The organism is Micromonospora halotolerans (assembly GCF_032108445.1).
In the GTDB taxonomy this organism is placed as follows: domain Bacteria; phylum Actinomycetota; class Actinomycetes; order Mycobacteriales; family Micromonosporaceae; genus Micromonospora; species Micromonospora halotolerans.
On record NZ_CP134876.1, the window covers coordinates 3,183,680 to 3,206,733 of the forward strand.

Consider the following 23,054-nt stretch of genomic DNA (forward strand, 5'->3'; position numbering starts at 1 on the left):
GGCACACCGCGTCTCGGCGGGCGGTGATCCGGGGAACCGGATCGCCGCCCGCCGTGTTGGTGGTACCCGGGGCAGCGGTGTGAGCAGGGCGTCCGCGCCGGGCGTACCGGTGTCGCGCCGGTCTCTGTCGGTAGCCCGTCGGTGGGAAAGACACCCCGAGGGGTAACCGGCCCTTGACGCGGCACGGGCCCGACAGGCACGCTGACACCAGCAAGACCTTCCGCGCTTGCAACGGCCGCCTCTCGGGTAAGACAACGGCAGCACCACCGCCGCTCCACCCGAGCGGACCGGCAGGAACGTCGCGTTCCGAGCAGCCCGGTTGACCCGGTTTTCCGAGGTCCCGAGGCAAGTTCCGCGATGACCTGCGGGGTGGGCTGGACAGCGGTTAGCCTCTCGGCTACACTGCTAGTTTGCGCTGCCTTCCGACTTGACCCCTGCTCGGAAATGTCCGTTTACGGATATTTCTGGTGGGGTCATTGGAGTGCACGCGTACCAGCCGTTCTGCAGCACCGGTCCTCGGAAGGACGCATCTTGGCAGCTTCCCGCCCTGCGAAGACCAGTCGTACGTCGAGCGCATTCGCGCCCCGCCGAGTTTCTTTCGGTCGGATTACCGAACACCTCGAGGTCCCCAACCTCCTCGCCATCCAGAACGAGTCCTTCGACTGGCTCGTCGGCAACGAGGCTTGGCAGGGCCGGTCGTCGGACGACCCGCACGCACGCTCGGGTCTCGCGGAGATCCTCGACGAGATCAGTCCCATTGAGGACTTCTCCGGCACCATGTCGCTCTCCTTCTCGGCTCCGCGCTTCGACGAGGTCAAGGCCTCGATCGAGGAGTGCAAGGAGAAGGACCTGACCTACTGCGCCCCGCTGTTCGTGACCGCGGAGTTCACCAACAACACCACTGGCGAGATCAAGAGCCAGACGGTGTTCATGGGTGACTTCCCGATGATGACGCCGAAGGGCACCTTCATCATCAACGGCACCGAGCGCGTCGTGGTCAGCCAGCTCGTCCGCTCGCCGGGCGTCTACTTCGACAAGCAGCCGGACAAGACCTCCGACCGCGACCTCTCCAGCGTCAAGGTGATCCCGAGCCGGGGTGCCTGGCTGGAGTTCGACATCGACAAGCGCGACACGGTCGGCGTTCGCATCGACCGCAAGCGCCGGCAGGCCGTCACCGTCCTGCTCAAGGCCATCGGGTGGTCCGCGGAGCAGATCCGCGAGAAGTTCGGCTGGTCCGAGCTGATGATGACCACGCTCGAGAAGGACCACATCGCCGGCCAGGACGAGGCGCTGCTCGACATCTACCGGAAGCTCCGCCCTGGCGAGCCGCCGACCCGTGAGAACGCCCAGACCCTGCTCGACAACCTCTTCTTCAACCCGAAGCGGTACGACGTCGCCAAGGTCGGTCGTTACAAGTTCAACAAGAAGCTCGAGCTGGACGTGCCGATCACCACCGGCACGCTGACCGAGGACGACATCGTCGCCACCGTGGAGTACCTCTGCCGGCTGCACGCCGGTGAGGACGGCTACGAGGCCGACGACATCGACCACTTCGGCAACCGGCGCCTGCGCACCGTGGGCGAGCTGATCCAGAACCAGGTCCGGGTGGGTCTCTCCCGGATGGAGCGGGTCGTCCGCGAGCGGATGACCACGCAGGACGTCGAGGCGATCACGCCGCAGACCCTGATCAACATCCGCCCGGTGGTGGCGGCGATCAAGGAGTTCTTCGGCACGTCGCAGCTGTCCCAGTTCATGGACCAGACCAACCCGCTGGCGGGCCTGACCCACCGGCGCCGGCTGAGCGCGCTCGGCCCGGGTGGTCTGTCCCGGGAGCGGGCCGGCTTCGAGGTCCGCGACGTGCACCCGTCCCACTACGGCCGGATGTGCCCGATCGAGACGCCGGAAGGCCCGAACATCGGTCTGATCGGCGCGCTCTCCACCTTCGCCCGGGTCAACCCGTTCGGCTTCATCGAGACGCCGTACCGGAAGGTCATCGACGGTCGGGTCACCGACCAGATCGACTACCTGACCGCGGACGAGGAGGACCGGTTCGTCAAGGCGCAGGCCAACGCCCCGCTGAAGTCGGACGGCACGTTCGCCGAGGACCGCGTCCTGGTCCGCCGTAAGGGCGGCGAGACCGAGGATGTGGCGCCGGGGGCCGTCGACTACATGGACGTCTCGCCGCGGCAGATGACCTCGGTCGCGACCGCCATGATCCCGTTCCTCGAGCACGACGACGCCAACCGCGCGCTCATGGGCGCGAACATGCAGCGCCAGGCGGTGCCGCTGGTCAAGGCGGAGGCCCCGCTGGTCGGCACGGGCATGGAGTACCGCGCGGCCGTGGACGCCGGTGACGTCGTCGTCGCCGAGGTCGGCGGTGTGGTCGAGGACCTCTGCGCGGACTACATCACGGTCCACCAGGACGACGGCCACCGCCGGACGTACCTGCTGCACAAGTTCCGTCGTTCCAACGCCGGCTCCTGCGTCAACCAGAAGCCGGTCGTCTTCGAGGGCGACCGCGTCGAGGCCGGCCAGGTCATCGCCGACGGTCCGTGCACCGACGAGGGCGAGATGGCGCTCGGGCGCAACCTGCTCGTGGCGTTCATGTGCTGGGAGGGCCACAACTACGAGGACGCGATCATCCTGTCGCAGCGCCTCGTGCAGCAGGACGTGCTCACCTCGATCCACATCGAGGAGCACGAGGTCGACGCCCGGGACACCAAGCTCGGCCCGGAGGAGATCACCCGCGACATCCCGAACGTCAGCGAGGAAATGCTCGCCGACCTCGACGAGCGCGGCATCATCCGGATCGGCGCCGAGGTCGTCCCCGGCGACATCCTGGTCGGCAAGGTCACGCCGAAGGGCGAGACCGAGCTGACCCCCGAGGAGCGGCTGCTCCGCGCGATCTTCGGTGAGAAGGCGCGCGAGGTCCGCGACACCTCGCTGAAGGTGCCGCACGGCGAGACCGGCACGGTCATCGGTGTGCGTACCTTCTCCCGCGAGGACGGCGACGAGCTGCCCCCGGGCGTGAACGAGCTGGTCCGGGTCTACGTGGCCCAGAAGCGCAAGATCCAGGACGGTGACAAGCTCGCGGGCCGCCACGGCAACAAGGGCGTCATCTCCAAGATCCTGCCGATCGAGGACATGCCGTTCCTGGAGGACGGCACCCCGGTCGACATCGTGCTGAACCCGCTCGGTGTGCCGTCCCGGATGAACATCGGCCAGGTCCTGGAGACCCACCTCGGGTGGGTGGCCAAGACCGGCTGGAGCGTGGACGGCGACGACGCCGAGTGGAAGCGCCAGCTTCGCTCGATCGAGGCGCACGAGTCCGAGCCAGACACCAACGTGGCCACCCCGGTCTTCGACGGTGCCCGCGAGGAGGAGATCTCCGGTCTGCTCGAGTCGACCCTGCCCAACCGGGACGGCAAGCAGCTGATCGGGCGCACCGGCAAGGCGCAGCTGTTCGACGGTCGCTCCGGCGAGCCGCTGCCGGACCCGATCGCGGTCGGCTACGTCTACATCCTGAAGCTCAACCACCTGGTCGACGACAAGATCCACGCCCGGTCGACCGGCCCGTACTCGATGATCACGCAGCAGCCGCTGGGTGGTAAGGCGCAGTTCGGTGGCCAGCGCTTCGGTGAGATGGAGTGCTGGGCCATGCAGGCGTACGGCGCCGCCTACGCCCTGCAGGAGCTGCTGACCATCAAGTCCGACGACGTCCTCGGCCGGGTGAAGGTCTACGAGGCGATCGTCAAGGGCGAGAACATCCCCGAGCCGGGCATCCCGGAGTCGTTCAAGGTGCTGCTCAAGGAGCTGCAGTCGCTGTGCCTCAACGTCGAGGTGCTCTCCAGCGACGGTGTGGCCCTGGAGATGCGCGAGACCGACGACGAGGTGTTCCGGGCCGCGGAGGAGCTGGGCATCGACCTGTCCCGGCGCGAGCCGAGCTCGGTCGAAGAGGTCTGAGGCGAGCGGTCGGGAGCCGGTTCGCCGGCTCCCGACCCCGCCCGTTAGCTAGGCAGTACAGACGACGACATAGGGGACATAGTGCTCGACGTCAACTTCTTCGACGAGCTGCGCATTGGCCTCGCCACCGCCGACGACATCCGTCAGTGGTCCCACGGCGAGGTCAAGAAGCCCGAGACCATCAACTACCGCACCCTGAAGCCGGAAAAGGACGGGCTCTTCTGCGAGAAGATCTTCGGTCCGCAGCGGGACTGGGAGTGCTACTGCGGTAAGTACAAGCGGGTTCGCTTCAAGGGCATCATCTGCGAGCGCTGCGGCGTCGAGGTGACCCGCTCCAAGGTCCGCCGGGAGCGGATGGGTCACATCGAGCTGGCCGCTCCGGTGACCCACATCTGGTACTTCAAGGGCGTGCCGAGCCGGCTGGGCTACCTGTTGGACCTCGCCCCGAAGGACCTCGAAAAGATCATCTACTTCGCCTCGTACGTCGTGACGAGCGTGGACGCCGAAGCGCGTCACCGTGACCTCTCGACCATCGAGAACGAGATCCTGGCCGAGAAGCGGCAGGCCGAGAACAGCCGCGACTCGGAGATCGAGAAGCGGGCCGCCAAGCTCGAGGCCGACCTGGCCGAGCTGGAGGCCGAGGGCGCGAAGGCGGACGTCCGGCGCAAGGTCAAGGAGGGCGGAGAGCGCGAGATGCGCCAGATCCGCGACCGGGCCCAGCGCGAGATCGACCGCCTCGACGAGGTCCTCGACACCTTCCGCAAGCTCGAGCCGAAGCAGCTGGTCACCGACGAGCTGCTCTACCGCGAGCTGCGCGACCGCTTCGGCGAGTACTTCACCGGCAGCATGGGCGCCGAGGCCATCAAGGCGCTGGTCCAGAACATGGACCTGGAGGCCGAGGCCGAGAGCCTGCGCGAGACCATCCGCTCCGGCAAGGGCCAGCGGAAGATCCGGGCGCTCAAGCGGCTCAAGGTCGTCGCGGCGTTCCAGAACACCCGCAACTCGCCGCTCGGCATGGTGCTGGACTGCGTCCCGGTCATCCCGCCGGACCTGCGTCCGATGGTGCAGCTGGACGGTGGCCGCTTCGCGACCTCCGACCTGAACGACCTGTACCGCCGCGTGATCAACCGGAACAACCGCCTCAAGCGGCTGATCGACCTCGGCGCGCCCGAGATCATCGTCAACAACGAGAAGCGGATGCTCCAGGAGGCCGTCGACGCGCTGTTCGACAACGGCCGTCGTGGCCGGCCGGTCACCGGTCCGGGCAACCGCCCGCTGAAGTCGCTCTCCGACATGCTCAAGGGCAAGCAGGGCCGGTTCCGCCAGAACCTGCTCGGCAAGCGCGTCGACTACTCCGGCCGTTCGGTCATCGTGGTCGGCCCGAAGCTCAAGCTGCACCAGTGCGGCCTGCCCAAGCAGATGGCGCTGGAGCTGTTCAAGCCGTTCGTGATGAAGCGGCTGGTGGACCTCAACCACGCGCAGAACATCAAGTCCGCCAAGCGGATGGTCGAGCGGCAGCGGCCGGTCGTGTGGGACGTGCTGGAAGAGGTCATCGGCGAGCACCCGGTCCTGCTGAACCGGGCGCCGACCCTGCACCGGCTGGGCATCCAGGCCTTCGAGCCGCAGCTGGTCGAGGGCAAGGCCATCCAGATCCACCCGCTGGTCTGCACCGCGTTCAACGCCGACTTCGACGGTGACCAGATGGCGGTCCACGTGCCGCTGTCCGCCGAGGCCCAGGCCGAGGCGCGGATCCTGATGCTGTCGTCGAACAACATCCTCAAGCCGGCCGACGGCAAGCCGGTCACCATGCCCACCCAGGACATGGTCATCGGCCTCTACCACCTCACCCACCTCACCCCCGGTGGGCAGGGCGAGGGTCGGGCGTTCAGCTCGGACGCCGAGGCGCGGATGGCGTACGACAACGGCGAGCTGCACCTGCAGACGCCGGTCAAGATCCGCCTGCGCGGCATCGTCGGGGTCGACAACGGCGCCGGCGCCGAGCCGTGGGTCGCGCCCGAGGGCTGGGTCGAGGGCGAGCCGGTGACGGTGGAGACCACCCTGGGCCGGGTCCTGTTCAACGAGACGCTGCCGCAGGGCTACCGCTTCGTGAACTACGAGATCCGCAAGGGCCAGCTCTCCGCGATCGTCAACGACCTCGCCGAGCGCTTCCCGAAGGTGGCCCTGGCGGCCACCCTGGACGGGCTCAAGGAGGCCGGCTTCCACTGGGCCACCTGGTCCGGCGTCACCATCGGCATGGAGGACGTCATCGCTCCGCCGCGCAAGCGGGAGATCCTGGACAAGTACGAGAAGGAAGCCGACCGGATCGACAAGCAGTACCAGCGTGGTCTGATGACCGCCGAGGAGCGTCGCGGCGAGCTCATCGAGATCTGGACCAAGGCGACCAACGAGGTCGCCAAGGAGATGGACACCGCGCTGCCGCAGGAGAACCCGCTGTGGAAGATGATCAACTCGGGTGCCCGCGGTAACCTGCTCCAGCTCCGGCAGATCGCGGCGATCCGTGGTCTGGTGGCCAACCCGAAGGGTGAGATCATCCCGCGGCCGATCAAGGCCTCGTACCGGGAGGGTCTGTCCGTGTTGGAGTACTTCATCTCCACGCACGGCGCCCGGAAGGGTCTCGCGGACACCGCCCTGCGTACCGCCGACTCGGGTTACCTGACCCGGCGTCTGGTGGACGTCTCGCAGGACGTCATCATCCGCGAGGAGGACTGCGGCACCGACCGCGCCATCCCGATGCAGATCGGCGAGCGGCTCGACGGCAAGCTGGTCGTGCACGAGCACGCCGAGACCAGCGTGCACGCGCGGACCCTGGCCGACGACATCAAGGGGCCGGACGGCACCGTGGTGGCCCACCGCGGCCAGGACCTCAACTCCATCCTGGTCGACGCGATCGTCGCGGCCGGGGTGGAGACGGTGCGGGTGCGCAGCGTGCTCACCTGCGAGTCGAAGCTGGGCGTCTGCGGTGCGTGCTACGGCCGCTCGCTGCCGACCGGCAAGACCGTGGACGTCGGCGAGGCGGTCGGCATCATCGCCGCCCAGTCGATCGGTGAGCCGGGTACGCAGCTGACGATGCGTACCTTCCACACCGGTGGTGTCGCGGGTGAGGACATCACCCAGGGTCTGCCCCGTGTCCAGGAGATCTTCGAGGCCCGGGTCCCGAAGGGTAAGGCGCCCATCGCCGACACCCCGGGTCGGATCCGGATCGAGGACGGCGAGCGGTCCCGCAAGATCGTGGTCATCCCGGACGACGGCAGCGACGAGATCGTCTACGACAAGATCTCGAAGCGGGTCCGGCTCCGGGCGCACGACGGCGACCACGTCGAGGTCGGCGAGAAGCTCACCGAGGGCACCATCGACCCGCACGAGCTGCTGCGCATCCTCGGCCCGCGCGCGGTCCAGGTCCACCTGACCCAGGAGGTCCAGGAGGTCTACCGCTCGCAGGGTGTGCTCATCCACGACAAGCACATCGAGATCATCATCCGCCAGATGCTCAAGCGGGTGACGGTCATCGACTCCGGCTCGACCGAGTTCCTGCCGGGCGTGCTGGTCGACCGGGCGCTGTTCGAGTCGGAGAACCGCCGGCTCGTCGGCGAGGGTGGCGAGCCCGCCGCCGGTCGCCCGGTGCTGATGGGTATCACCAAGGCCTCGCTGGCCACGGACTCCTGGCTCTCGGCGGCCTCCTTCCAGGAGACCACCCGGGTGCTGACCGACGCGGCGATCAACTCGCGCAGCGACTCGCTGGTCGGCCTCAAGGAGAACGTGATCATCGGCAAGCTCATCCCGGCCGGTACGGGCATCAGCAAGTACCGCAACGTCCGGGTCGAGCCGACCGAGGAGGCGAAGGCCAAGGTCTACTCGATGACCGGCTACCCGGAGACCGACTACGGCTTCGGGCCGGCCAGCGGCCAGGCGGTGCCGCTGGACGACTTCGACTTCGGGTCGTACCGCTAAGCAGTAGGAACGACGAGGCCCCCGGCACCCGCCGGGGGCCTCGTCGCGTTCGGGGACGTGTCGAGCCGCCGCGGGACCGCCGCGCGGCGCGTCGGGGCATGATGGTGGGCATGACGACCGTGCCCGGGCAGGTGCCCGTCGTTCCGCAGGGGCACCGCCACCCGCTCGACCCGGAGCCGGTCCGTTCGACCAAGGCCCGCGCCGTCTTCGCCCTCGGGCTGATCGGGGCGCTCACCGGTTTCTTCGTCGGCGGGGTGGTGCCCGCGACCATCGCGCTCACCCTCGCCCGGCAGGCCCGCCGGGAGGCGTACGTCTCAGGTGGCTTCCTCACCGGCGCCGGCTGGCTGCGCCGGGGGGAGCAGTTGGCCTGGACGGGCCTGCTTCTCGCGGCCGTTGCGATCGTGGTGGCCCTGGTGATCGGCCTGGTCCGGCTGGCGGGCGCCCCGTTCGGGCACGACTTCGCCCCCAACGTCGACTGACCCGGCGGGGGAGCCGGCACGCGCCCGAACCCGCGGGTGCGACCCGCGACGGTAGCCTGGCCGGTGTCCGCCGCGCGGCGGGCGAGCCACGTCGACAGGAGGACCCCGTGACGGAACCGGCTCCGCCGCCGGGAGGCGACCCGACCCGCCCCGGCACCGGGCCGGATGCCGGCGGGACGCCACCGGTCAGCCCGTGGGCCGGACCGGACGCCGGGCCCGCTGTTCCCTCGGCGCCGCCCGGGTCCTGGCCGCCCGCCGGGCCGTATCCGCCCGCGCCGCCCGGTTCCCCGCCACACCACGCCGGGTACGCCACCCCTCCCGGCGCCGGACCGTCGGCTCCGTCGGGTTCCCCGTCGCACCACGCCGGATACTCCGCCCCTGCCGCCCCCGGACCGTCGACCCCGGCCGGCTGGCCGGCGTCCGGGGCGTACCCGGGGAACCAGCCGGCGCCCGGTGGTGGGTGGGCGGCGCCGGGGAGCGCGCCGGCCGGCGGTGGCTGGGGTCCGCTGCCCCCGGCGTCGGTGCCGCCGCCCCCGCGCGAGGCGCCGCGCCCGCCGAAGCGCCTCGACGCGGTTCCGGGCACCCCGTTCGGCGTGGTCCACCTGGACGTGCCGCCGGTCACGTCGGGGCTGGCCATCGGGTCGCTGGTGGTCGGGATCGCCTCGATCCTGGTGTCGCTGCTGGTCCTCTGCTTCGGTGCCGCCGGTCGGAACTACGGCGGCGCCTGGGCCGCCGGGGCGTTCACCGTGCTGGGGGTGATCGCCGGCACGGCGGCCGTCGTGGCGGGGCTGCTGGCCCGGCGGCAGATCCGGCGGCCGGCGCCGCCGCCGGCGGTCCGGTTCACCGGGCGCGGCCTGGCCCTCGCCGGGCTCAGCTGCGGGGGAGCGGGGCTGTTGATCAGCCTGGCCGGGCTGGTGCTGGCCCTGGTGGTGCAGATCACGTGACCCGGTCGCCCGGCGGGGCGGCGCGTTGACCAGCTACGACCCGTATGCCCGGATCTCCGGTCTGCGGGCGGAACCGGGCCCGCCCGGTCGAGTGCTGCGGGAGCCGGTACACTTGTGACCGTAGGTGCCCATGACGGGCGCGCGGGGACGATGCGATCGGCCGGCGGACCGCGACGCGGTTCTCCCGGACCGCTCCGTTTTGACCTGCGCGGCTGTGGTAGGTACTCTTTCCCCTTGTGCCCGGGCCAGCCCGGGCAATGCGTGCGTGCGTCGGAACCGGTCAGCCGGTGATCGCGCGGCCGCGCGACAGAGCCCCAAGACCTGGCGCGGGAAGTTTCCTGCGCCGGTGACAAACCCCCGGTACGACGCGCGAGCGACCCGCATCGGGACCGTGACTCGGGCGACACGCCCGACCGCGGGTGCTGGGACCCCCGTCAGGTGGCCCTGGTTGCAATGTAAGAGAGCCGTCCAACAGGCCGGCTAGAGCAGACGGCGCGGTCGCCTCGCAGCGGCCGAAGGGAGCGGAGAAACCCGGTGCCCACCATTCAGCAGCTGGTCCGAAAGGGCCGTCAGGCCAAGACGACCAAGACCAAGACCCCGGCGCTCAAGGGGTCTCCCCAGCGGCGCGGCGTGTGCACCCGCGTGTACACCACCACCCCCAAGAAGCCGAACTCGGCGCTGCGCAAGGTCGCTCGTGTCAAGCTCAGCAGCCAGATCGAGGTGACCGCCTACATCCCGGGCGTCGGCCACAACCTGCAGGAGCACTCGATCGTGCTCGTCCGCGGCGGTCGTGTGAAGGACCTCCCCGGCGTGCGGTACAAGATCGTTCGCGGCTCGCTGGACACCCAGGGTGTCCGCAACCGCAAGCAGGCTCGCAGCCGTTACGGCGCGAAGAAGGAGAAGAGCTGACATGCCGCGTAAGGGACCCGCTCCGCGGAAGCCGCTGGTCGCTGACCCGGTGTACAACTCGCCGCTGGTCACCCAGCTGGTGAACAAGATCCTGATGCGCGGCAAGCGTCAGCTCGCCGAGCGCATCGTCTACGCCGCCCTGGAGGGGTGCCGCGAGAAGAGCGGCACCGACCCGGTCGTCACGCTCAAGCGCGCGATGGACAACGTCAAGCCCACCCTGGAGGTGCGCAGCCGCCGGGTCGGTGGCGCCACCTACCAGGTGCCGGTCGAGGTCCGTCCGGCCCGCGCGACCACCCTCGGCCTGCGCTGGCTGGTGACGTACTCCAAGGCCCGCCGCGAGAAGACCATGGTCGAGCGGCTGATGAACGAGCTGCTGGACGCGAGCAACGGCCTCGGTGCCGCCGTCAAGCGGCGCGAGGACACGCACAAGATGGCCGAGTCCAACAAGGCCTTCGCGCACTACCGCTGGTAACACCCTGGTTCCGGCGCCCACAAGGCGCCGGAACCGCCACCAGTTGTGTCTAGACGACGATAAGTAGGGATTGAAGTGGCCGCCGCAGACGCGCTCGCCAACGTACGCAACATCGGCATCATGGCGCACATCGATGCCGGTAAGACCACGACCACCGAGCGGATCCTGTTCTACACCGGTATCACGTACAAGATCGGTGAGGTCCACGAGGGCGCTGCCGTCATGGACTGGATGGAGCAGGAGCAGGAGCGTGGCATCACCATCACCTCCGCTGCTACCAAGTGTGAGTGGAAGGGCCACACGATCCAGATCATCGACACGCCCGGTCACGTCGACTTCACGGTCGAGGTCGAGCGGTCGCTGCGGGTGCTGGATGGTGCGGTCGCGGTCTACGACGGTGTCGCCGGCGTGGAGCCGCAGACGGAGAACGTCTGGCGGCAGGCCGACAAGTACCACGTCCCGCGGATGTGCTTCGTCAACAAGCTGGACCGGACCGGCGCCGACTTCTTCCGCTGCGTGCAGATGATGATCGACCGGCTCAACGCCACCCCGCTGGTGCTCCAGATCCCGATCGGGCTCGAGGGCGACCACATCGGCGTCGTCGACCTGATCGGCATGCGCGCCCTCACCTGGCGCGGGGAGACCCAGAAGGGTGAGGACTACGCGATCGAGGAGATCCCGGCCGACCTGGCCGACTCCGCGGCCGAGTGGCGCGAGAAGCTGATGGAGACCCTGGCCGACGTCGACGACTCGGTGATGGAGAGGTACCTGGAGGGCGAGGAGATCTCCGTCGAGGAGATCAAGGCCGCCATCCGGCGCGCCACCATCGCCAGCAAGGCCAACCCGGTGCTCTGCGGCTCGGCGTTCAAGAACAAGGGCGTGCAGCCCATGCTCGACGCCGTGGTCGACTTCCTGCCGTCGCCGCTGGACGTCCCGGCCATCGAGGGCACCGCCACCGACGGCGAGACGCCGCTGCAGCGGAAGCCGTCCACCTCGGAGCCGTTCTCCGGCCTGGCCTTCAAGATCCAGACCGACAAGCACCTCGGCAAGCTCACCTACGTCCGGGTCTACTCCGGCGTGGTCGAGTCCGGGTCCCAGGTGGTCAACTCCACCAAGGACCGCAAGGAGCGCATCGGCAAGATCTACCAGATGCACGCCAACAAGCGGGAGGAGCGCAGCTCCGCCAAGGCTGGCGACATCATCGCGGTCCAGGGTCTGAAGCAGACCACCACCGGTGACACCCTGTGCGACCCGGCGAACCCGGTCATCCTCGAGTCGATGACCTTCCCGGAGCCCGTCATCGAGGTGGCCATCGAGCCGAAGACCAAGGCCGACCAGGAGAAGCTCAGCACCGCCATCCAGCGGCTGGCCGAAGAGGACCCGACCTTCCGCGTCAAGCTGGACGAGGAGACCGGCCAGACGGTCATCTCCGGCATGGGCGAGCTGCACCTGGACATCCTGGTGGACCGGATGCGCCGCGAGTTCAACGTCGAGGCGAACATCGGCAAGCCGCAGGTGGCGTACCGCGAGACCATCCGCCGCAAGGTGGAGAAGGTCGAGTACACCCACAAGAAGCAGACCGGTGGTTCCGGCCAGTACGCCCGGGTGATCGTGAGCCTGGAGCCGCTGCCGCTGGACAACGACTCGCCGACCTACGAGTTCGCGAACGCCGTCACCGGTGGCCGCATCCCCCGGGAGTTCATCCCGTCGGTGGACGCGGGCGCCCAGGACGCCATGCAGTACGGCATTCTCGCCGGCTTCCCGCTGGTGGGTGTCAAGCTGACGCTGCTGGACGGCCAGTACCACGAGGTCGACTCGTCGGAAATGGCGTTCAAGATCGCTGGCTCGATGGTGATGAAGGAGGCGGCCCGCAAGGCCGACCCCGCACTGCTCGAACCGATGATGGCCGTTGAGGTCACCACCCCTGAGGAGAACATGGGTGACGTCATCGGCGACCTCAACTCCCGGCGGGGCATCATCCAGGCGATGGAGGAGCGCAGCGGCGCCCGCATCGTCCGGGCTCTGGTGCCGTTGTCGGAGATGTTCGGCTACGTCGGCGACCTGCGGTCGAAGACCCAGGGCCGGGCTAGCTACAGCATGCAGTTCGACTCCTACGCCGAGGTTCCGCAGAGCGTGGCGAAGGAGATCATCGCCAAGGCGACGGGTGAGTGACGCTCACCTGAGCTGACCCGATGATCCGGGGGCGGTCGCGGGAGGGATCTCCCGCCCGCGGCCACCTCGGTCGGGTTGTGTGAATTCCGGGCCTGTAGGCTTCATCGCCGCAGAACCCACCAAAGGCTCTCCGGCCGTCAGGTCGGAAAGGCTGTCGACAGAGTCCTAAGCGCCGACCGGCGCACCGGGGCGAACGAACCAAGAAAGTCCACAGGAGGACACCAGTGGCGAAGGCGAAGTTCGAGCGGACTAAGCCGCACGTCAACATCGGCACCATTGGTCACATCGACCACGGTAAGACGACGCTGACGGCGGCCATCACGAAGGTCCTGCACGACCAGTTCCCGGACCTCAACCCGTACACGCCGTTCGACGAGATCGACAAGGCGCCGGAGGAGAAGGCCCGCGGCATCACGATCTCGATCGCGCACGTCGAGTACCAGACCGAGGCGCGTCACTACGCGCACGTCGACTGCCCCGGTCACGCCGACTACATCAAGAACATGATCACCGGTGCCGCGCAGATGGACGGCGCGATCCTGGTGGTGGCGGCGACCGACGGCCCGATGCCGCAGACCCGCGAGCACGTGCTGCTGGCCCGTCAGGTCGGTGTGCCGTACATCGTCGTGGCGCTCAACAAGAGCGACATGGTCGACGACGAGGAGCTCCTGGAGCTCGTCGAGCTCGAGGTCCGCGAGCTGCTCTCGTCGCAGGAGTACCCGGGTGACGACCTGCCGGTCGTCCGGGTCTCGGCGCTGAAGGCCCTCGAGGGTGACCCCGAGTGGACCGGCAAGCTCATGGACCTCATGAACGCTGTCGACACCGCGATCCCGCAGCCGGAGCGCGAGACCGAGAAGCCGTTCCTGATGCCGATCGAGGACGTGTTCACGATCACCGGTCGTGGCACCGTCGTCACCGGTCGCGCCGAGCGCGGCATCCTCAAGCCGAACGAGGAGGTGGAGATCGTCGGCATCCGCGAGAAGTCGCAGAAGACGGTCTGCACCGGCATCGAGATGTTCCGCAAGCTGCTCGACGAGGCTCGGGCCGGCGAGAACGTCGGTCTGCTCCTCCGCGGCATCAAGCGCGAGGACGTCGAGCGCGGCATGGTCGTCATCAAGCCGGGCACCACGACCCCGCACACGGAGTTCGAGGCGACGGTCTACATCCTCTCCAAGGAGGAGGGCGGCCGGCACACCCCGTTCTTCCAGAACTACCGTCCGCAGTTCTACTTCCGGACCACGGACGTCACCGGCGTCGTCACGCTGCCCGAGGGCACCGAGATGGTCATGCCGGGCGACAACACCACGATGTCCGTGAAGCTGATCCAGCCCATCGCGATGGAGGAAAACCTCAAGTTCGCGATCCGGGAGGGTGGCCGCACGGTCGGCGCTGGTCGCGTCACCAAGATCGTCAAGTGAGCTGGGTAACCCCGATTAGCGTCGCCGCCGGTCGTGCGGCATACTAGTCAGGTTGCGTAACGACGGTCAGTTACCTGCGTCCGGTTAACGCTGGACCTCCGGGTGACAGACAGTCTCGCGTAGGGTGGTTGATCGCCCCTGGCGGTCAACCACCCTCGCGCGGCGTCCAGGTCGCGGTCACCGCGATCGGCGCCATGACCCACCGCGCGGTCGGAATTCGCTCCGGAGTCCCGGGGCGGAGCCCGGTCCACGGGCGCGACACGCCCGACCGCGGGGGTCGGCGAAGTGGGCCTGTGCCAGCCGGTACAGGCGCCCGCAACACAGCGGCATCGAGAGAAGGAACAGAAGCCACCATGGCGGGACAGAAGATCCGCATCCGGCTCAAGGCCTATGACCACGAGGTCGTCGACTCCTCGGCTCGGAAGATCGTCGAGACGGTGACGCGTACCGGGGCGCAGGTCGCTGGCCCGGTGCCGCTGCCCACGGAGATCAACCGTTTCTGCGTTATCCGCTCGCCGCACAAGTACAAGGACTCGCGCGAGCACTTCGAGATGCGCACGCACAAGCGTCTGATCGACATCATCGACCCGACCCCGAAGACGGTCGACTCGCTCATGCGCCTCGACCTGCCGGCTGGCGTCGACATCGAGATCAAGCTGTAGGGACCGGACAAATGGACAGGCAAGTCAAGGGGATCCTGGGCGCAAAGCTCGGCATGACCCAGGTCTGGGACAACAACCGCGTTGTTCCCGTGACCGTGGTTCAGGCCGGCCCGTGCGTCGTGAGCCAGGTTCGTAGCGCCGACAAGGACGGTTACTCCGCGGTCCAGCTGGCGTACGGGGCCATCGACCCGCGCAAGGTCAAGAAGCCGATCGCCGGGCACTACGCCAAGGCGGACGTCGCTCCGCGCCGGCACATCGTCGAGCTGCGCACCTCCGACGCCGCGGACTACTCGCCGGGCCAGGAGGTCACGGTCGACGAGTTCCCGGCCGGCGTGACCATCGACGTCACCGGCAAGACCAAGGGCAAGGGCTACGCCGGCCCGATGAAGCGGCACGGCTTCCACGGTCTGCGCGCCAGCCACGGTGTCGAGCGCAAGCACCGCTCGCCGGGCTCGATCGGCGCCTGCGCGACCCCGGGTCGCGTCTTCAAGGGCACCCGGATGGCGGGTCGGATGGGTGGCGTTCGCTACACCGTCCAGAACCTGACCGTCCAGGCGGTGGACACCGACAACAACCTCCTGCTCGTCCGCGGCGCCATTCCGGGCCCGAAGGGCGCGCTGGTCCTGGTCCGCACCGCGGCCAAGACCAAGGTCAAGAAGGGCGGTGCGGCCAAGTGACCACCGTTGACGTCCTCAACGTCGAAGGCAACAAGGCCGGCTCCGTCGAGCTGCCCGCCGACATCTTCGACGCTCAGGCCAACATCCCGCTGATGCACCAGGTCGTGGTGGCTCAGCTGGCGGCGGCCCGGCAGGGCACGCACAAGACCAAGACCCGCGGCGAGGTCTCCGGTGGAGGCAAGAAGCCGTACAAGCAGAAGGGCACCGGTCGTGCCCGCCAGGGCTCGATCCGCGCGCCGCAGTTCGCCGGCGGTGGCGTGGTCCACGGCCCGGTGCCGCGCGACTACAGCCAGCGCACCCCGAAGAAGATGAAGGCCGCCGCCCTGCGTGGCGCCCTCTCCGACCGGGCTCGCGCCGGCCAGGTGCACGTCGTCGAGGCGTTCGTCTCGGGCGAGAAGCCGTCGACCAAGGCCGCGCTGGCCACGCTGGCGAAGCTGACCGAGGCCCGTCGGGTCCTGGTCGTGCTGAGCAGCACCGACGAGCTGAACTGGGTGTCGCTGCGCAACGAGCCGCGCGTGCACCTGATCGAGGCCGGCCAGCTCAACACGTACGACGTGCTGGTGGCCGACGACGTGGTCTTCACGAAGGAGGCCCTGGACGAGTTCCTGGGCGTTCCCGCCGAGACCACCGAGGAGGGTGGCAAGTGAGCACGATCGCCGATCCGCGCGACATCATCGTCGCCCCGGTCGTCTCGGAGAAGAGCTACAGCGAGCTGAACCGGAACTGGTACACCTTCCTGGTGCACCCGGACGCCAACAAGACCGAGATCAAGATCGCTATCCAGCAGATCTTCAACGTCCGCGTCCTGACGGTCAACACGCTCAACCGCGAGGGCAAGCGCAAGCGCACCAAGACCGGCTTCGGTCAGCGCAAGTCCACCAAGCGGGCGATCGTGAAGCTGGCTGACGGTGACCGTATCGAGGCCTTCGGCGGCCCGGTCAGCTGAGGGGTGTAGACAATGGCTATCCGTAAGTACAAGCCGACGACGCCGGGCCGGCGTGGCTCGAGCGTCGCCGACTTCGCCGAGATCACCCGGTCGACGCCTGAGAAGTCGCTGCTGGCTCCGCTGCCGAAGAAGGGCGGACGCAACGCCCACGGCCGGATCACCACGCGTCACCACGGTGGCGGCCACAAGCGGCAGTACCGTCTGATCGACTTCAAGCGGGTCGACAAGGACGGTGTGCCGGCGAAGGTCGCGCACATCGAGTACGACCCGAACCGCACCGCGCGCATCGCGCTGCTGCACTACGCCGACGGCGAGAAGCGCTACATCATCGCGCCGAAGGACCTGAAGCAGGGCGACCGGGTGGAGTCGGGGCCGAGCGCCGACATCAAGCCGGGCAACAACCTGCCGCTGCGCAACATCCCGGTCGGTACCACCATCCACAACGTGGAGCTGCGTCCGGGCGGCGGCGCCAAGCTGGCCCGTTCGGCCGGCGTCGGCATCCAGCTGCTCGGCCGTGAGGGCGTGTACGCGACCCTCCGCATGCCGTCCGGTGAGATCCGGCGGGTCGACGTGCGCTGCCGCGCCAGCATCGGCGAGATCGGCAACGCCGACCAGTCGAACATCAACTGGGGTAAGGCCGGCCGGATGCGGTGGAAGGGCAAGCGCCCGACCGTCCGTGGTGTGGCCATGAACCCGGTGGACCACCCGCACGGTGGTGGTGAGGGTAAGACCTCCGGTGGTCGCCACCCGGTCAACCCGCAGGGTAAGCCCGAGGGCCGCACCCGTCGTAAGGGCCAGCCGAGCGACCGGCTGATCGTCCGCCGCCGCTACGCCACGCGTAAGCGCGGCTGAGGGAGATAAGACATGCCTCGCAGCCTGAAGAAGGGCCCGTTCGTCGACGACCACCTGCTCAAGAAGGTGGAGACGCAGAACGACAAGGGCTCGAAGAACGTCATCAAGACCTGGTCGCGTCGCTCGACGATCATCCCGGAGATGCTGGGTCACACGATCGCCGTGCACGACGGACGCAAGCACGTCCCGGTCTTCGTGACCGAGGCCATGGTCGGGCACAAGCTCGGCGAGTTCGCGCTGACCCGCACGTTCAAGGGTCACGAGAAGGACGACCGGAAGAGCCGCCGGCGCTGACGCCGCGGGCATACGGATAGAGGAACAAGGGGTTACAGCGATGCCAGGAAAGGGCGACGCTCCGGTGCTTCCGGGCGCGCGGGCGGTTGCGCGGCACGTGCGCATCTCGCCGATGAAGGCGCGCCGGGTGGTCAACCTCGTCCGCGGCCTGCCCGCGAAGGAGGCGCTCACGGTGCTGCAGTTCGCGCCGCAGGCTGCGAGCGAGCAGGTGTACAAGGTGCTCGCGAGCGCGATCGCCAACGCGGAGAACAACGAGCGGCTGGACCCCGATGCGCTGCTCGTCAGCGAGGCGTTCGTCGACGAGGGCCCGACGATGAAGCGGTTCCGGCCGCGGGCGCAGGGCCGGGCGTACCGGATCCGCAAGCGGACCTGCCACATCACCGTGGCGGTCGAGGCGGTCGCGCCGGCCGCGCCGAAGAAGTCGGCGAAGAAGGCCGCCCCGGCCAAGCAGGCCGAGGCCGCTGAGGGGCAGAGCACGACGGAAGGTGCCGAGTAATGGGTCAGAAGGTTCACCCCACTGGGTTCCGGCTCGGCATCTCGACCGACTGGAAGTCCCGCTGGTTCGCGGACAAGCTCTACAAGGACTACATCGGCGAGGACGTCAAGATCCGCCGGATGATGTCCAAGGGCCTCGAGCGCGCCGGCATCTCCAAGGTCGACATCGAGCGCACCCGGGACCGGGTCCGCGTCGACATCCACACCGCCCGGCCGGGCATCGTCATCGGCCGTAAGGGTGCGGAGGCCGACCGGATCCGCGGCGAGCTGGAGAAGCTCACCGGCAAGCAGGTCCAGCTGAACATCATCGAGGTGAAGAACCCCGAGTCGGACGCGCAGCTGGTCGCCCAGGGCGTCGCCGAGCAGCTGTCCAGCCGGGTCAGCTTCCGTCGGGCCATGCGCAAGGCGATGCAGTCCGCGATGAAGAACCCGGTCGTCAAGGGCATCCGGGTGCAGGTGTCGGGTCGTCTCGGCGGCGCCGAGATGAGCCGGACCGAGTTCTACCGCGAGGGCCGGGTCCCGCTGCACACGCTGCGGGCCAACATCGAGTACGGCTTCTTCGAGGCCCGTACGACCTTCGGCCGGATCGGCGTGAAGGTCTGGATCTACAAGGGCGACGCCCTGCCGGGCCGCGAGGCCCCGGCCGAGGCCGCCCCGTCGCGCGGCCCGCGCCGCGACCGTGGCGACCGGCCGGAGCGGCCGCGCCGTGGCCGGTCGGGTTCGTCGGGCACGACCGCCGGTGGCACCGAGGCCGGCCGGGCTGCCGCGACGACCATCGCGCAGCAGGCGGAGACGCCGGCCGGTGAGCCGGTCGACGCCGGAGCCGTGGCCGCGGCCGCGACCCAGCCGGCAGAAACGCAGCAGGAGGGCTGACAGATGCTGATGCCGCGCAAGCCCCCGAAGGGCTTCCGCAAGCCGCACCACCCGGACCGCCACGGCGCGTCCAAGGGTGGTAACCGGGTGGTGTTCGGCGAGTTCGGGATCCAGGCTCTCGAGCCGGCGTACGTGACCAACCGCCAGATCGAGTCGGCGCGTATCGCGATGACCCGTCACATCAAGCGTGGCGGCAAGGTCTGGATCACGATCTTCCCGGACCAGGCCCTCACCAAGAAGCCGGCGGAAACCCGCATGGGTTCCGGTAAGGGTTCGCCCGAGTGGTGGGTCGCCAACGTCAAGCCGGGGCGGGTTCTCTTCGAGATGTCCTTCCCCAACGAGCAGATCGCGCGAGAGGCGATGCGTCGCGCGATCCACAAGCTCCCGATGAAGTGCCGCATTGTTACGCGCGAAGTGGGTGAATCCTGATGGCAGCGGGCGTCAAGGCCTCCGAGCTGCGTGAGCTCTCCGAGGAGGAGCTGGTCACGAAGCTGCGCGAGGCGAAGGCGGAGCTGTTCAACCTCCGCGTGCAGGCCGCAACCGGGCAGCTGGACAACAACCGGCGGCTGCAGGTCATCCGTCGGGAGATCGCCCGGATCTACACGATCATGCGTGAGCGTGAGCTGGGTCTCTCGGCCGCGCCGACTGAGGTGACTGCATCATGAGTGAGAACACGACCGCCACCGCGCGGGCCCGTCGCAAGGTTCGCGAGGGCCTCGTGGTCAGCGACAAGATGGAAAAGACCGTCGTGGTCGAGGTCGAGGACCGGGTCAAGCACGCGCTGTACGGCAAGATCATGCGCCGGACCAGCAAGCTGAAGGTCCACGACGAGCAGAACTCGGCCGGCATCGGCGACCGGGTCCTGATCATGGAGACCCGGCCGCTGTCCGCCACCAAGCGGTGGCGGCTCGTGGAGATCCTCGAGAAGGCCAAGTAGCGAAGGCTCGAGCTCGGCCGGGTTCGGTCGGGCGCAGGTTCCGCCAGGCTCCGGCCGCCCCCGGCGGCCGGAGAACCGGCAGACATAGGAGATAGACGTGATTCAGCAGGAGTCGCGACTGCGCGTCGCCGACAACACGGGTGCCCGGGAGATCCTGTGCATCCGGGTTCTCGGTGGCTCCGGTCGGCGCTACGCGAGCATCGGCGACGTCATCGTGGCCACGGTCAAGGACGCGATCCCCGGTGCCGGTGTGAAGAAGGGCGACGTCGTCAAGGCAGTCGTCGTTCGCACCGCCAAGGAGAAGCGGCGGCCGGACGGCTCGTACATCCGCTTCGACGAGAACGCCGCCGTCATCATCAAGGACGGTGGGGACCCGCGCGGTACCCGCATCTTCGGCCCGGTGGGCCGGGAGCTGCGGGACAAGCGGTTCATGAAGATCATCTCTCTCGCGCCGGAGGTGTTGTGACCGTGAAGGTCAAGAAGGGCGACACGGTCGTCGTCATCGCCGGCAAGGACAAGGGTGCCAAGGGCAAGGTCATTGCGGCCTACCCGCGGCAGGACAAGGTCCTGGTCGAGGGCGTGAACCGGGTCAAGAAGCACACCCGCATCAGCACCACCCAGCGTGGCGCCAAGACCGGTGGCATCGTCACCCAGGAGGCCCCGATCCACGTCTCGAACGTGCAGGTCCTGGACTCCGACGGCAAGCCGACCCGCGTCGGTTACCGGGTCGACGACAACGGCCAGAAGGTCCGCATCGCGCGTAGCACCGGTAAGGACCTCTGATGACCACGGCTACCGAAACCAAGACCCTGCCGCGCCTCAAGGAGCGGTACCGCAACGAGGTCGTGGCGAAGCTGCAGGAGCAGTACAACTACGGCAACCCCATGCAGGTGCCCGGGCTCGTCAAGATCGTCGTCAACATGGGCGTCGGCGAGGCCGCTCGGGACGCCAAGCTGATCGACGGCGCCGTCCGCGACCTGGCCACGATCACCGGCCAGAAGCCGCTGGTGCGGCGGGCGACCAAGTCCATCGCGCAGTTCAAGCTGCGTGAGGGCATGCCGATCGGCGCCAAGGTCACCTTGCGGGGCGACCGGATGTGGGAGTTCCTGGACCGGCTGCTCTCGATCGCGCTGCCGCGTATCCGCGACTTCCGCGGCCTGGACGGGCGCAAGCTCGACGGCCACGGCAACTACACGTTCGGTCTGACCGAGCAGTCGGTGTTCCACGAGATCGACCAGGACAAGATCGATCGCCAGCGGGGCATGGACATCACGGTGGTCACGACCGCCACGACCGACGACGAGGGCCGGGCGCTGCTCAAGCTCCTGGGCTTCCCGTTCAAGGAGAACTGAGATGGCCAAGAAGGCGCTGATCCTCAAGGCGGCCGCGAAGCCGAAGTTCTCGGTTCGCGCGTACACCCGCTGCCAGCGGTGCGGGCGTCCGAAGGCGGTCTACCGCAAGTTCGGTCTCTGCCGGGTGTGCATCCGGGAGATGGCCCACCGCGGTGAGCTGCCCGGCGTGTCCAAGGCTTCCTGGTAATAGCCCGGCGCGCTTCGCGCGTCAGCTGAACTGTCTCTTCGCCGTAGGCCCCGGGCCTGGCCCGGGGAACCCCGGCGAGAAAGGTTGACGAATTTCATGACGATGACCGACCCGATCGCAGACATGCTCACGCGTCTGCGTAACGCCAACCAGGCGTACCACGACCGGGTGACGATGCCCTACTCGAAGATCAAGGCGAACATCGCCGAGGTCCTCAAGGCCGAGGGTTACATCGCCACCTGGGCCGTCGAGGAGCCCGAGGAGGGCGTCGTCGGCAAGCGACTGGTCGTCGAGCTGAAGTACGGCCAGAACCGGGAGCGGAGCCTGGCCGGCATCAAGCGTGTGTCCAAGCCCGGTCTCCGGGTGTACGCCAAGTCGGACGGGCTCCCGCGGGTGCTCGGCGGGCTGGGCGTGGCGATCATTTCGACGTCCCAGGGGCTGCTCACCGACCGGCAGGCCCGCAAGCGGAGCGTTGGCGGGGAAGTCCTCGCCTTCGTCTGGTAACGGGAGACAGGTAGAAATGTCGCGTATTGGACGTAAGTCGATCCCGGTGCCAGCCGGCGTCGACGTCACCATCGACGGCCAGACCGTCAAGGTCAAGGGCCCCAAGGGCGAGCTGAGCCACGTACTGGCCGAGCCGATCAAGGCGGAGCGGGGCGAGGACGGCACGCTGCACGTCAGCCGGCCCAACGACGAGCGCAAGGCCAAGGAGCTGCACGGCCTGAGCCGTACGCTGGTGGCCAACATGATCGTCGGTGTGACCGAGGGCTACCGCAAGAGCCTCGAGATCGCCGGCACCGGTTACCGCGTGACCGCCAAGGGCAAGGACCTCGAGTTTGCCCTCGGCTTCTCGCACCCGGTGCTCGTTCCGGCCCCGGAGGGCATCACCTTCACGGTGGAGCGGCCGACGCTGTTCCACGTGGCCGGCATCGACAAGCAGCAGGTCGGCGAGGTCGCCGCCAACATCCGGAAGATCCGCCCGCCGGAGCCCTACAAGGGCAAGGGCGTGAAGTACCAGGGCGAGGTCATCCGCCGCAAGGCTGGAAAGGCAGGTAAGAAGTGAGCGCCACGCTGCTCAAGCGCCGCCGCGGCGTCGCCGCCAAGCGGGCCGTCGGGCGTGCGCGCCGGCACTTCCGGGTCCGCAAGAACGTCAGCGGCACCACCGAGCGTCCCCGCCTGGTCGTCACCCGCTCCCTGCGGCACATCGTCGCCCAGATCGTGGACGACACCAAGGGTCACACCCTGGCGTCGGCCTCGACCATGGACGCCTCGCTGCGCGGCGCCGAGGGCGACAAGAGCGCCCTGGCCGGCAAGGTCGGCGCCCTGCTCGCCGAGCGCGCCAAGGCCGCCGGCGTCTCGAAGGTCGTCTTCGACCGCGGTGGCAACCGGTACGCGGGGCGGGTCGCCGCGCTTGCCACAGCCGCCCGCGAAGCCGGGCTCGAGTTCTAGAAAC

The 23,054-nt window shown here is 68.5% G+C and carries 26 protein-coding genes; all 26 read left to right on the forward strand.

The features are described 5' to 3' along the window. The first annotated feature begins 531 nt into the window (after positions 1 to 531). The gene (rpoB, locus tag RMN56_RS15205; RefSeq protein ID WP_313724408.1) at positions 532 to 3,963 is read left to right on the forward strand and encodes a DNA-directed RNA polymerase subunit beta; all 3,432 of its coding nucleotides are present in this window, start codon (positions 532 to 534) and stop codon (positions 3,961 to 3,963) included. Between the two features lie 81 nt (positions 3,964 to 4,044). Then, entirely contained in the window at positions 4,045 to 7,932 is a 3,888-nt protein-coding gene (locus tag RMN56_RS15210; RefSeq protein WP_313724409.1) for a DNA-directed RNA polymerase subunit beta', read from the forward strand. Positions 7,933 to 8,042: 110 nt separating this feature from the next. Continuing rightward, a complete protein-coding gene (locus RMN56_RS15215; RefSeq protein ID WP_313724410.1) occupies positions 8,043 to 8,411 on the forward strand; it encodes a hypothetical protein in 369 nt (122 codons plus the stop codon). A gap of 521 nt (positions 8,412 to 8,932) precedes the next feature. Next, the gene (locus tag RMN56_RS15220) at positions 8,933 to 9,355 is read left to right on the forward strand and encodes a hypothetical protein (RefSeq protein ID WP_313724411.1); all 423 of its coding nucleotides are present in this window, start codon (positions 8,933 to 8,935) and stop codon (positions 9,353 to 9,355) included. 534 nt (positions 9,356 to 9,889) lie between these two features. Beyond that, positions 9,890 to 10,264, forward strand: a complete 375-nt coding sequence (gene rpsL, locus RMN56_RS15225) for a 30S ribosomal protein S12 (RefSeq protein ID WP_007465318.1) — start codon at positions 9,890 to 9,892, stop codon at positions 10,262 to 10,264. 1 nt (position 10,265) lies between these two features. Then, a complete protein-coding gene (gene rpsG, locus RMN56_RS15230) occupies positions 10,266 to 10,736 on the forward strand; it encodes a 30S ribosomal protein S7 (RefSeq protein ID WP_088647009.1) in 471 nt (156 codons plus the stop codon). A 75-nt stretch (positions 10,737 to 10,811) separates the two neighbouring features. Next, positions 10,812 to 12,908, forward strand: coding sequence for an elongation factor G (gene fusA / locus RMN56_RS15235; protein ID WP_313724412.1), 2,097 nt, complete (start codon positions 10,812 to 10,814; stop codon positions 12,906 to 12,908). 224 nt (positions 12,909 to 13,132) lie between these two features. Beyond that, positions 13,133 to 14,326, forward strand: coding sequence for an elongation factor Tu (gene tuf / locus RMN56_RS15240; RefSeq protein ID WP_262283035.1), 1,194 nt, complete (start codon positions 13,133 to 13,135; stop codon positions 14,324 to 14,326). Between the two features lie 353 nt (positions 14,327 to 14,679). Then, on the forward strand, positions 14,680 to 14,988 hold the full coding sequence (gene rpsJ / locus RMN56_RS15245) for a 30S ribosomal protein S10 (RefSeq protein ID WP_007073037.1): 309 nt from the start codon (positions 14,680 to 14,682) through the stop codon (positions 14,986 to 14,988). An 11-nt stretch (positions 14,989 to 14,999) separates the two neighbouring features. Next, entirely contained in the window at positions 15,000 to 15,665 is a 666-nt protein-coding gene (rplC, locus tag RMN56_RS15250; RefSeq protein ID WP_313724413.1) for a 50S ribosomal protein L3, read from the forward strand. Further along, complete coding sequence (rplD, locus tag RMN56_RS15255) at positions 15,662 to 16,312, forward strand: 50S ribosomal protein L4 (protein WP_151463675.1); 651 nt, start codon at positions 15,662 to 15,664, stop codon at positions 16,310 to 16,312. The genes rplC and rplD overlap by 4 nt, the downstream gene beginning before the upstream one ends. Beyond that, positions 16,309 to 16,611 carry a 50S ribosomal protein L23 gene (gene rplW / locus RMN56_RS15260; protein ID WP_091317975.1) on the forward strand — a complete coding sequence of 101 codons (303 nt, stop codon included), beginning with the start codon at positions 16,309 to 16,311 and terminating at the stop codon, positions 16,609 to 16,611. Before rplD ends, rplW begins: the two co-directional genes overlap by 4 nt. Positions 16,612 to 16,623: 12 nt before the next feature. Then, positions 16,624 to 17,463 carry a 50S ribosomal protein L2 gene (gene rplB, locus RMN56_RS15265; protein WP_262283037.1) on the forward strand — a complete coding sequence of 280 codons (840 nt, stop codon included), beginning with the start codon at positions 16,624 to 16,626 and terminating at the stop codon, positions 17,461 to 17,463. A gap of 12 nt (positions 17,464 to 17,475) precedes the next feature. Continuing rightward, entirely contained in the window at positions 17,476 to 17,757 is a 282-nt protein-coding gene (gene rpsS / locus RMN56_RS15270; RefSeq protein ID WP_007073032.1) for a 30S ribosomal protein S19, read from the forward strand. A gap of 40 nt (positions 17,758 to 17,797) precedes the next feature. Next, on the forward strand, positions 17,798 to 18,253 hold the full coding sequence (gene rplV / locus RMN56_RS15275; RefSeq protein WP_073834929.1) for a 50S ribosomal protein L22: 456 nt from the start codon (positions 17,798 to 17,800) through the stop codon (positions 18,251 to 18,253). After that, a complete protein-coding gene (rpsC, locus tag RMN56_RS15280) occupies positions 18,253 to 19,125 on the forward strand; it encodes a 30S ribosomal protein S3 (protein ID WP_313724414.1) in 873 nt (290 codons plus the stop codon). The genes rplV and rpsC overlap by 1 nt, the downstream gene beginning before the upstream one ends. Before the next feature lie 3 nt (positions 19,126 to 19,128). After that, positions 19,129 to 19,554: a 50S ribosomal protein L16 gene (gene rplP / locus RMN56_RS15285; protein ID WP_073834927.1), complete on the forward strand. Its 426-nt coding sequence runs from the start codon at positions 19,129 to 19,131 to the stop codon at positions 19,552 to 19,554. Continuing rightward, positions 19,554 to 19,790 (forward strand): 50S ribosomal protein L29, encoded by a 237-nt coding sequence (rpmC, locus tag RMN56_RS15290; protein WP_007073028.1) that lies wholly within the window; start codon positions 19,554 to 19,556, stop codon positions 19,788 to 19,790. Before rplP ends, rpmC begins: the two co-directional genes overlap by 1 nt. After that, on the forward strand, positions 19,787 to 20,062 hold the full coding sequence (gene rpsQ, locus RMN56_RS15295; RefSeq protein ID WP_088991889.1) for a 30S ribosomal protein S17: 276 nt from the start codon (positions 19,787 to 19,789) through the stop codon (positions 20,060 to 20,062). Before rpmC ends, rpsQ begins: the two co-directional genes overlap by 4 nt. Positions 20,063 to 20,159: 97 nt before the next feature. Further along, on the forward strand, positions 20,160 to 20,528 hold the full coding sequence (gene rplN / locus RMN56_RS15300) for a 50S ribosomal protein L14 (protein ID WP_007073026.1): 369 nt from the start codon (positions 20,160 to 20,162) through the stop codon (positions 20,526 to 20,528). Continuing rightward, positions 20,525 to 20,845, forward strand: a complete 321-nt coding sequence (gene rplX / locus RMN56_RS15305; RefSeq protein ID WP_192579888.1) for a 50S ribosomal protein L24 — start codon at positions 20,525 to 20,527, stop codon at positions 20,843 to 20,845. The genes rplN and rplX overlap by 4 nt, the downstream gene beginning before the upstream one ends. Continuing rightward, positions 20,845 to 21,414: a 50S ribosomal protein L5 gene (rplE, locus tag RMN56_RS15310; protein ID WP_091262796.1), complete on the forward strand. Its 570-nt coding sequence runs from the start codon at positions 20,845 to 20,847 to the stop codon at positions 21,412 to 21,414. Before rplX ends, rplE begins: the two co-directional genes overlap by 1 nt. 1 nt (position 21,415) lies before the next feature. Continuing rightward, positions 21,416 to 21,601, forward strand: a complete 186-nt coding sequence (locus RMN56_RS15315) for a type Z 30S ribosomal protein S14 (protein ID WP_007073023.1) — start codon at positions 21,416 to 21,418, stop codon at positions 21,599 to 21,601. Positions 21,602 to 21,697: 96 nt separating this feature from the next. Continuing rightward, positions 21,698 to 22,105, forward strand: coding sequence for a 30S ribosomal protein S8 (gene rpsH, locus RMN56_RS15320; RefSeq protein WP_262283039.1), 408 nt, complete (start codon positions 21,698 to 21,700; stop codon positions 22,103 to 22,105). A 16-nt stretch (positions 22,106 to 22,121) separates the two neighbouring features. Further along, on the forward strand, positions 22,122 to 22,664 hold the full coding sequence (rplF, locus tag RMN56_RS15325; protein ID WP_313724415.1) for a 50S ribosomal protein L6: 543 nt from the start codon (positions 22,122 to 22,124) through the stop codon (positions 22,662 to 22,664). Then, a complete protein-coding gene (rplR, locus tag RMN56_RS15330) occupies positions 22,661 to 23,050 on the forward strand; it encodes a 50S ribosomal protein L18 (RefSeq protein WP_313724416.1) in 390 nt (129 codons plus the stop codon). The genes rplF and rplR overlap by 4 nt, the downstream gene beginning before the upstream one ends. The last annotated feature ends 4 nt before the right edge of the window (positions 23,051 to 23,054 follow it).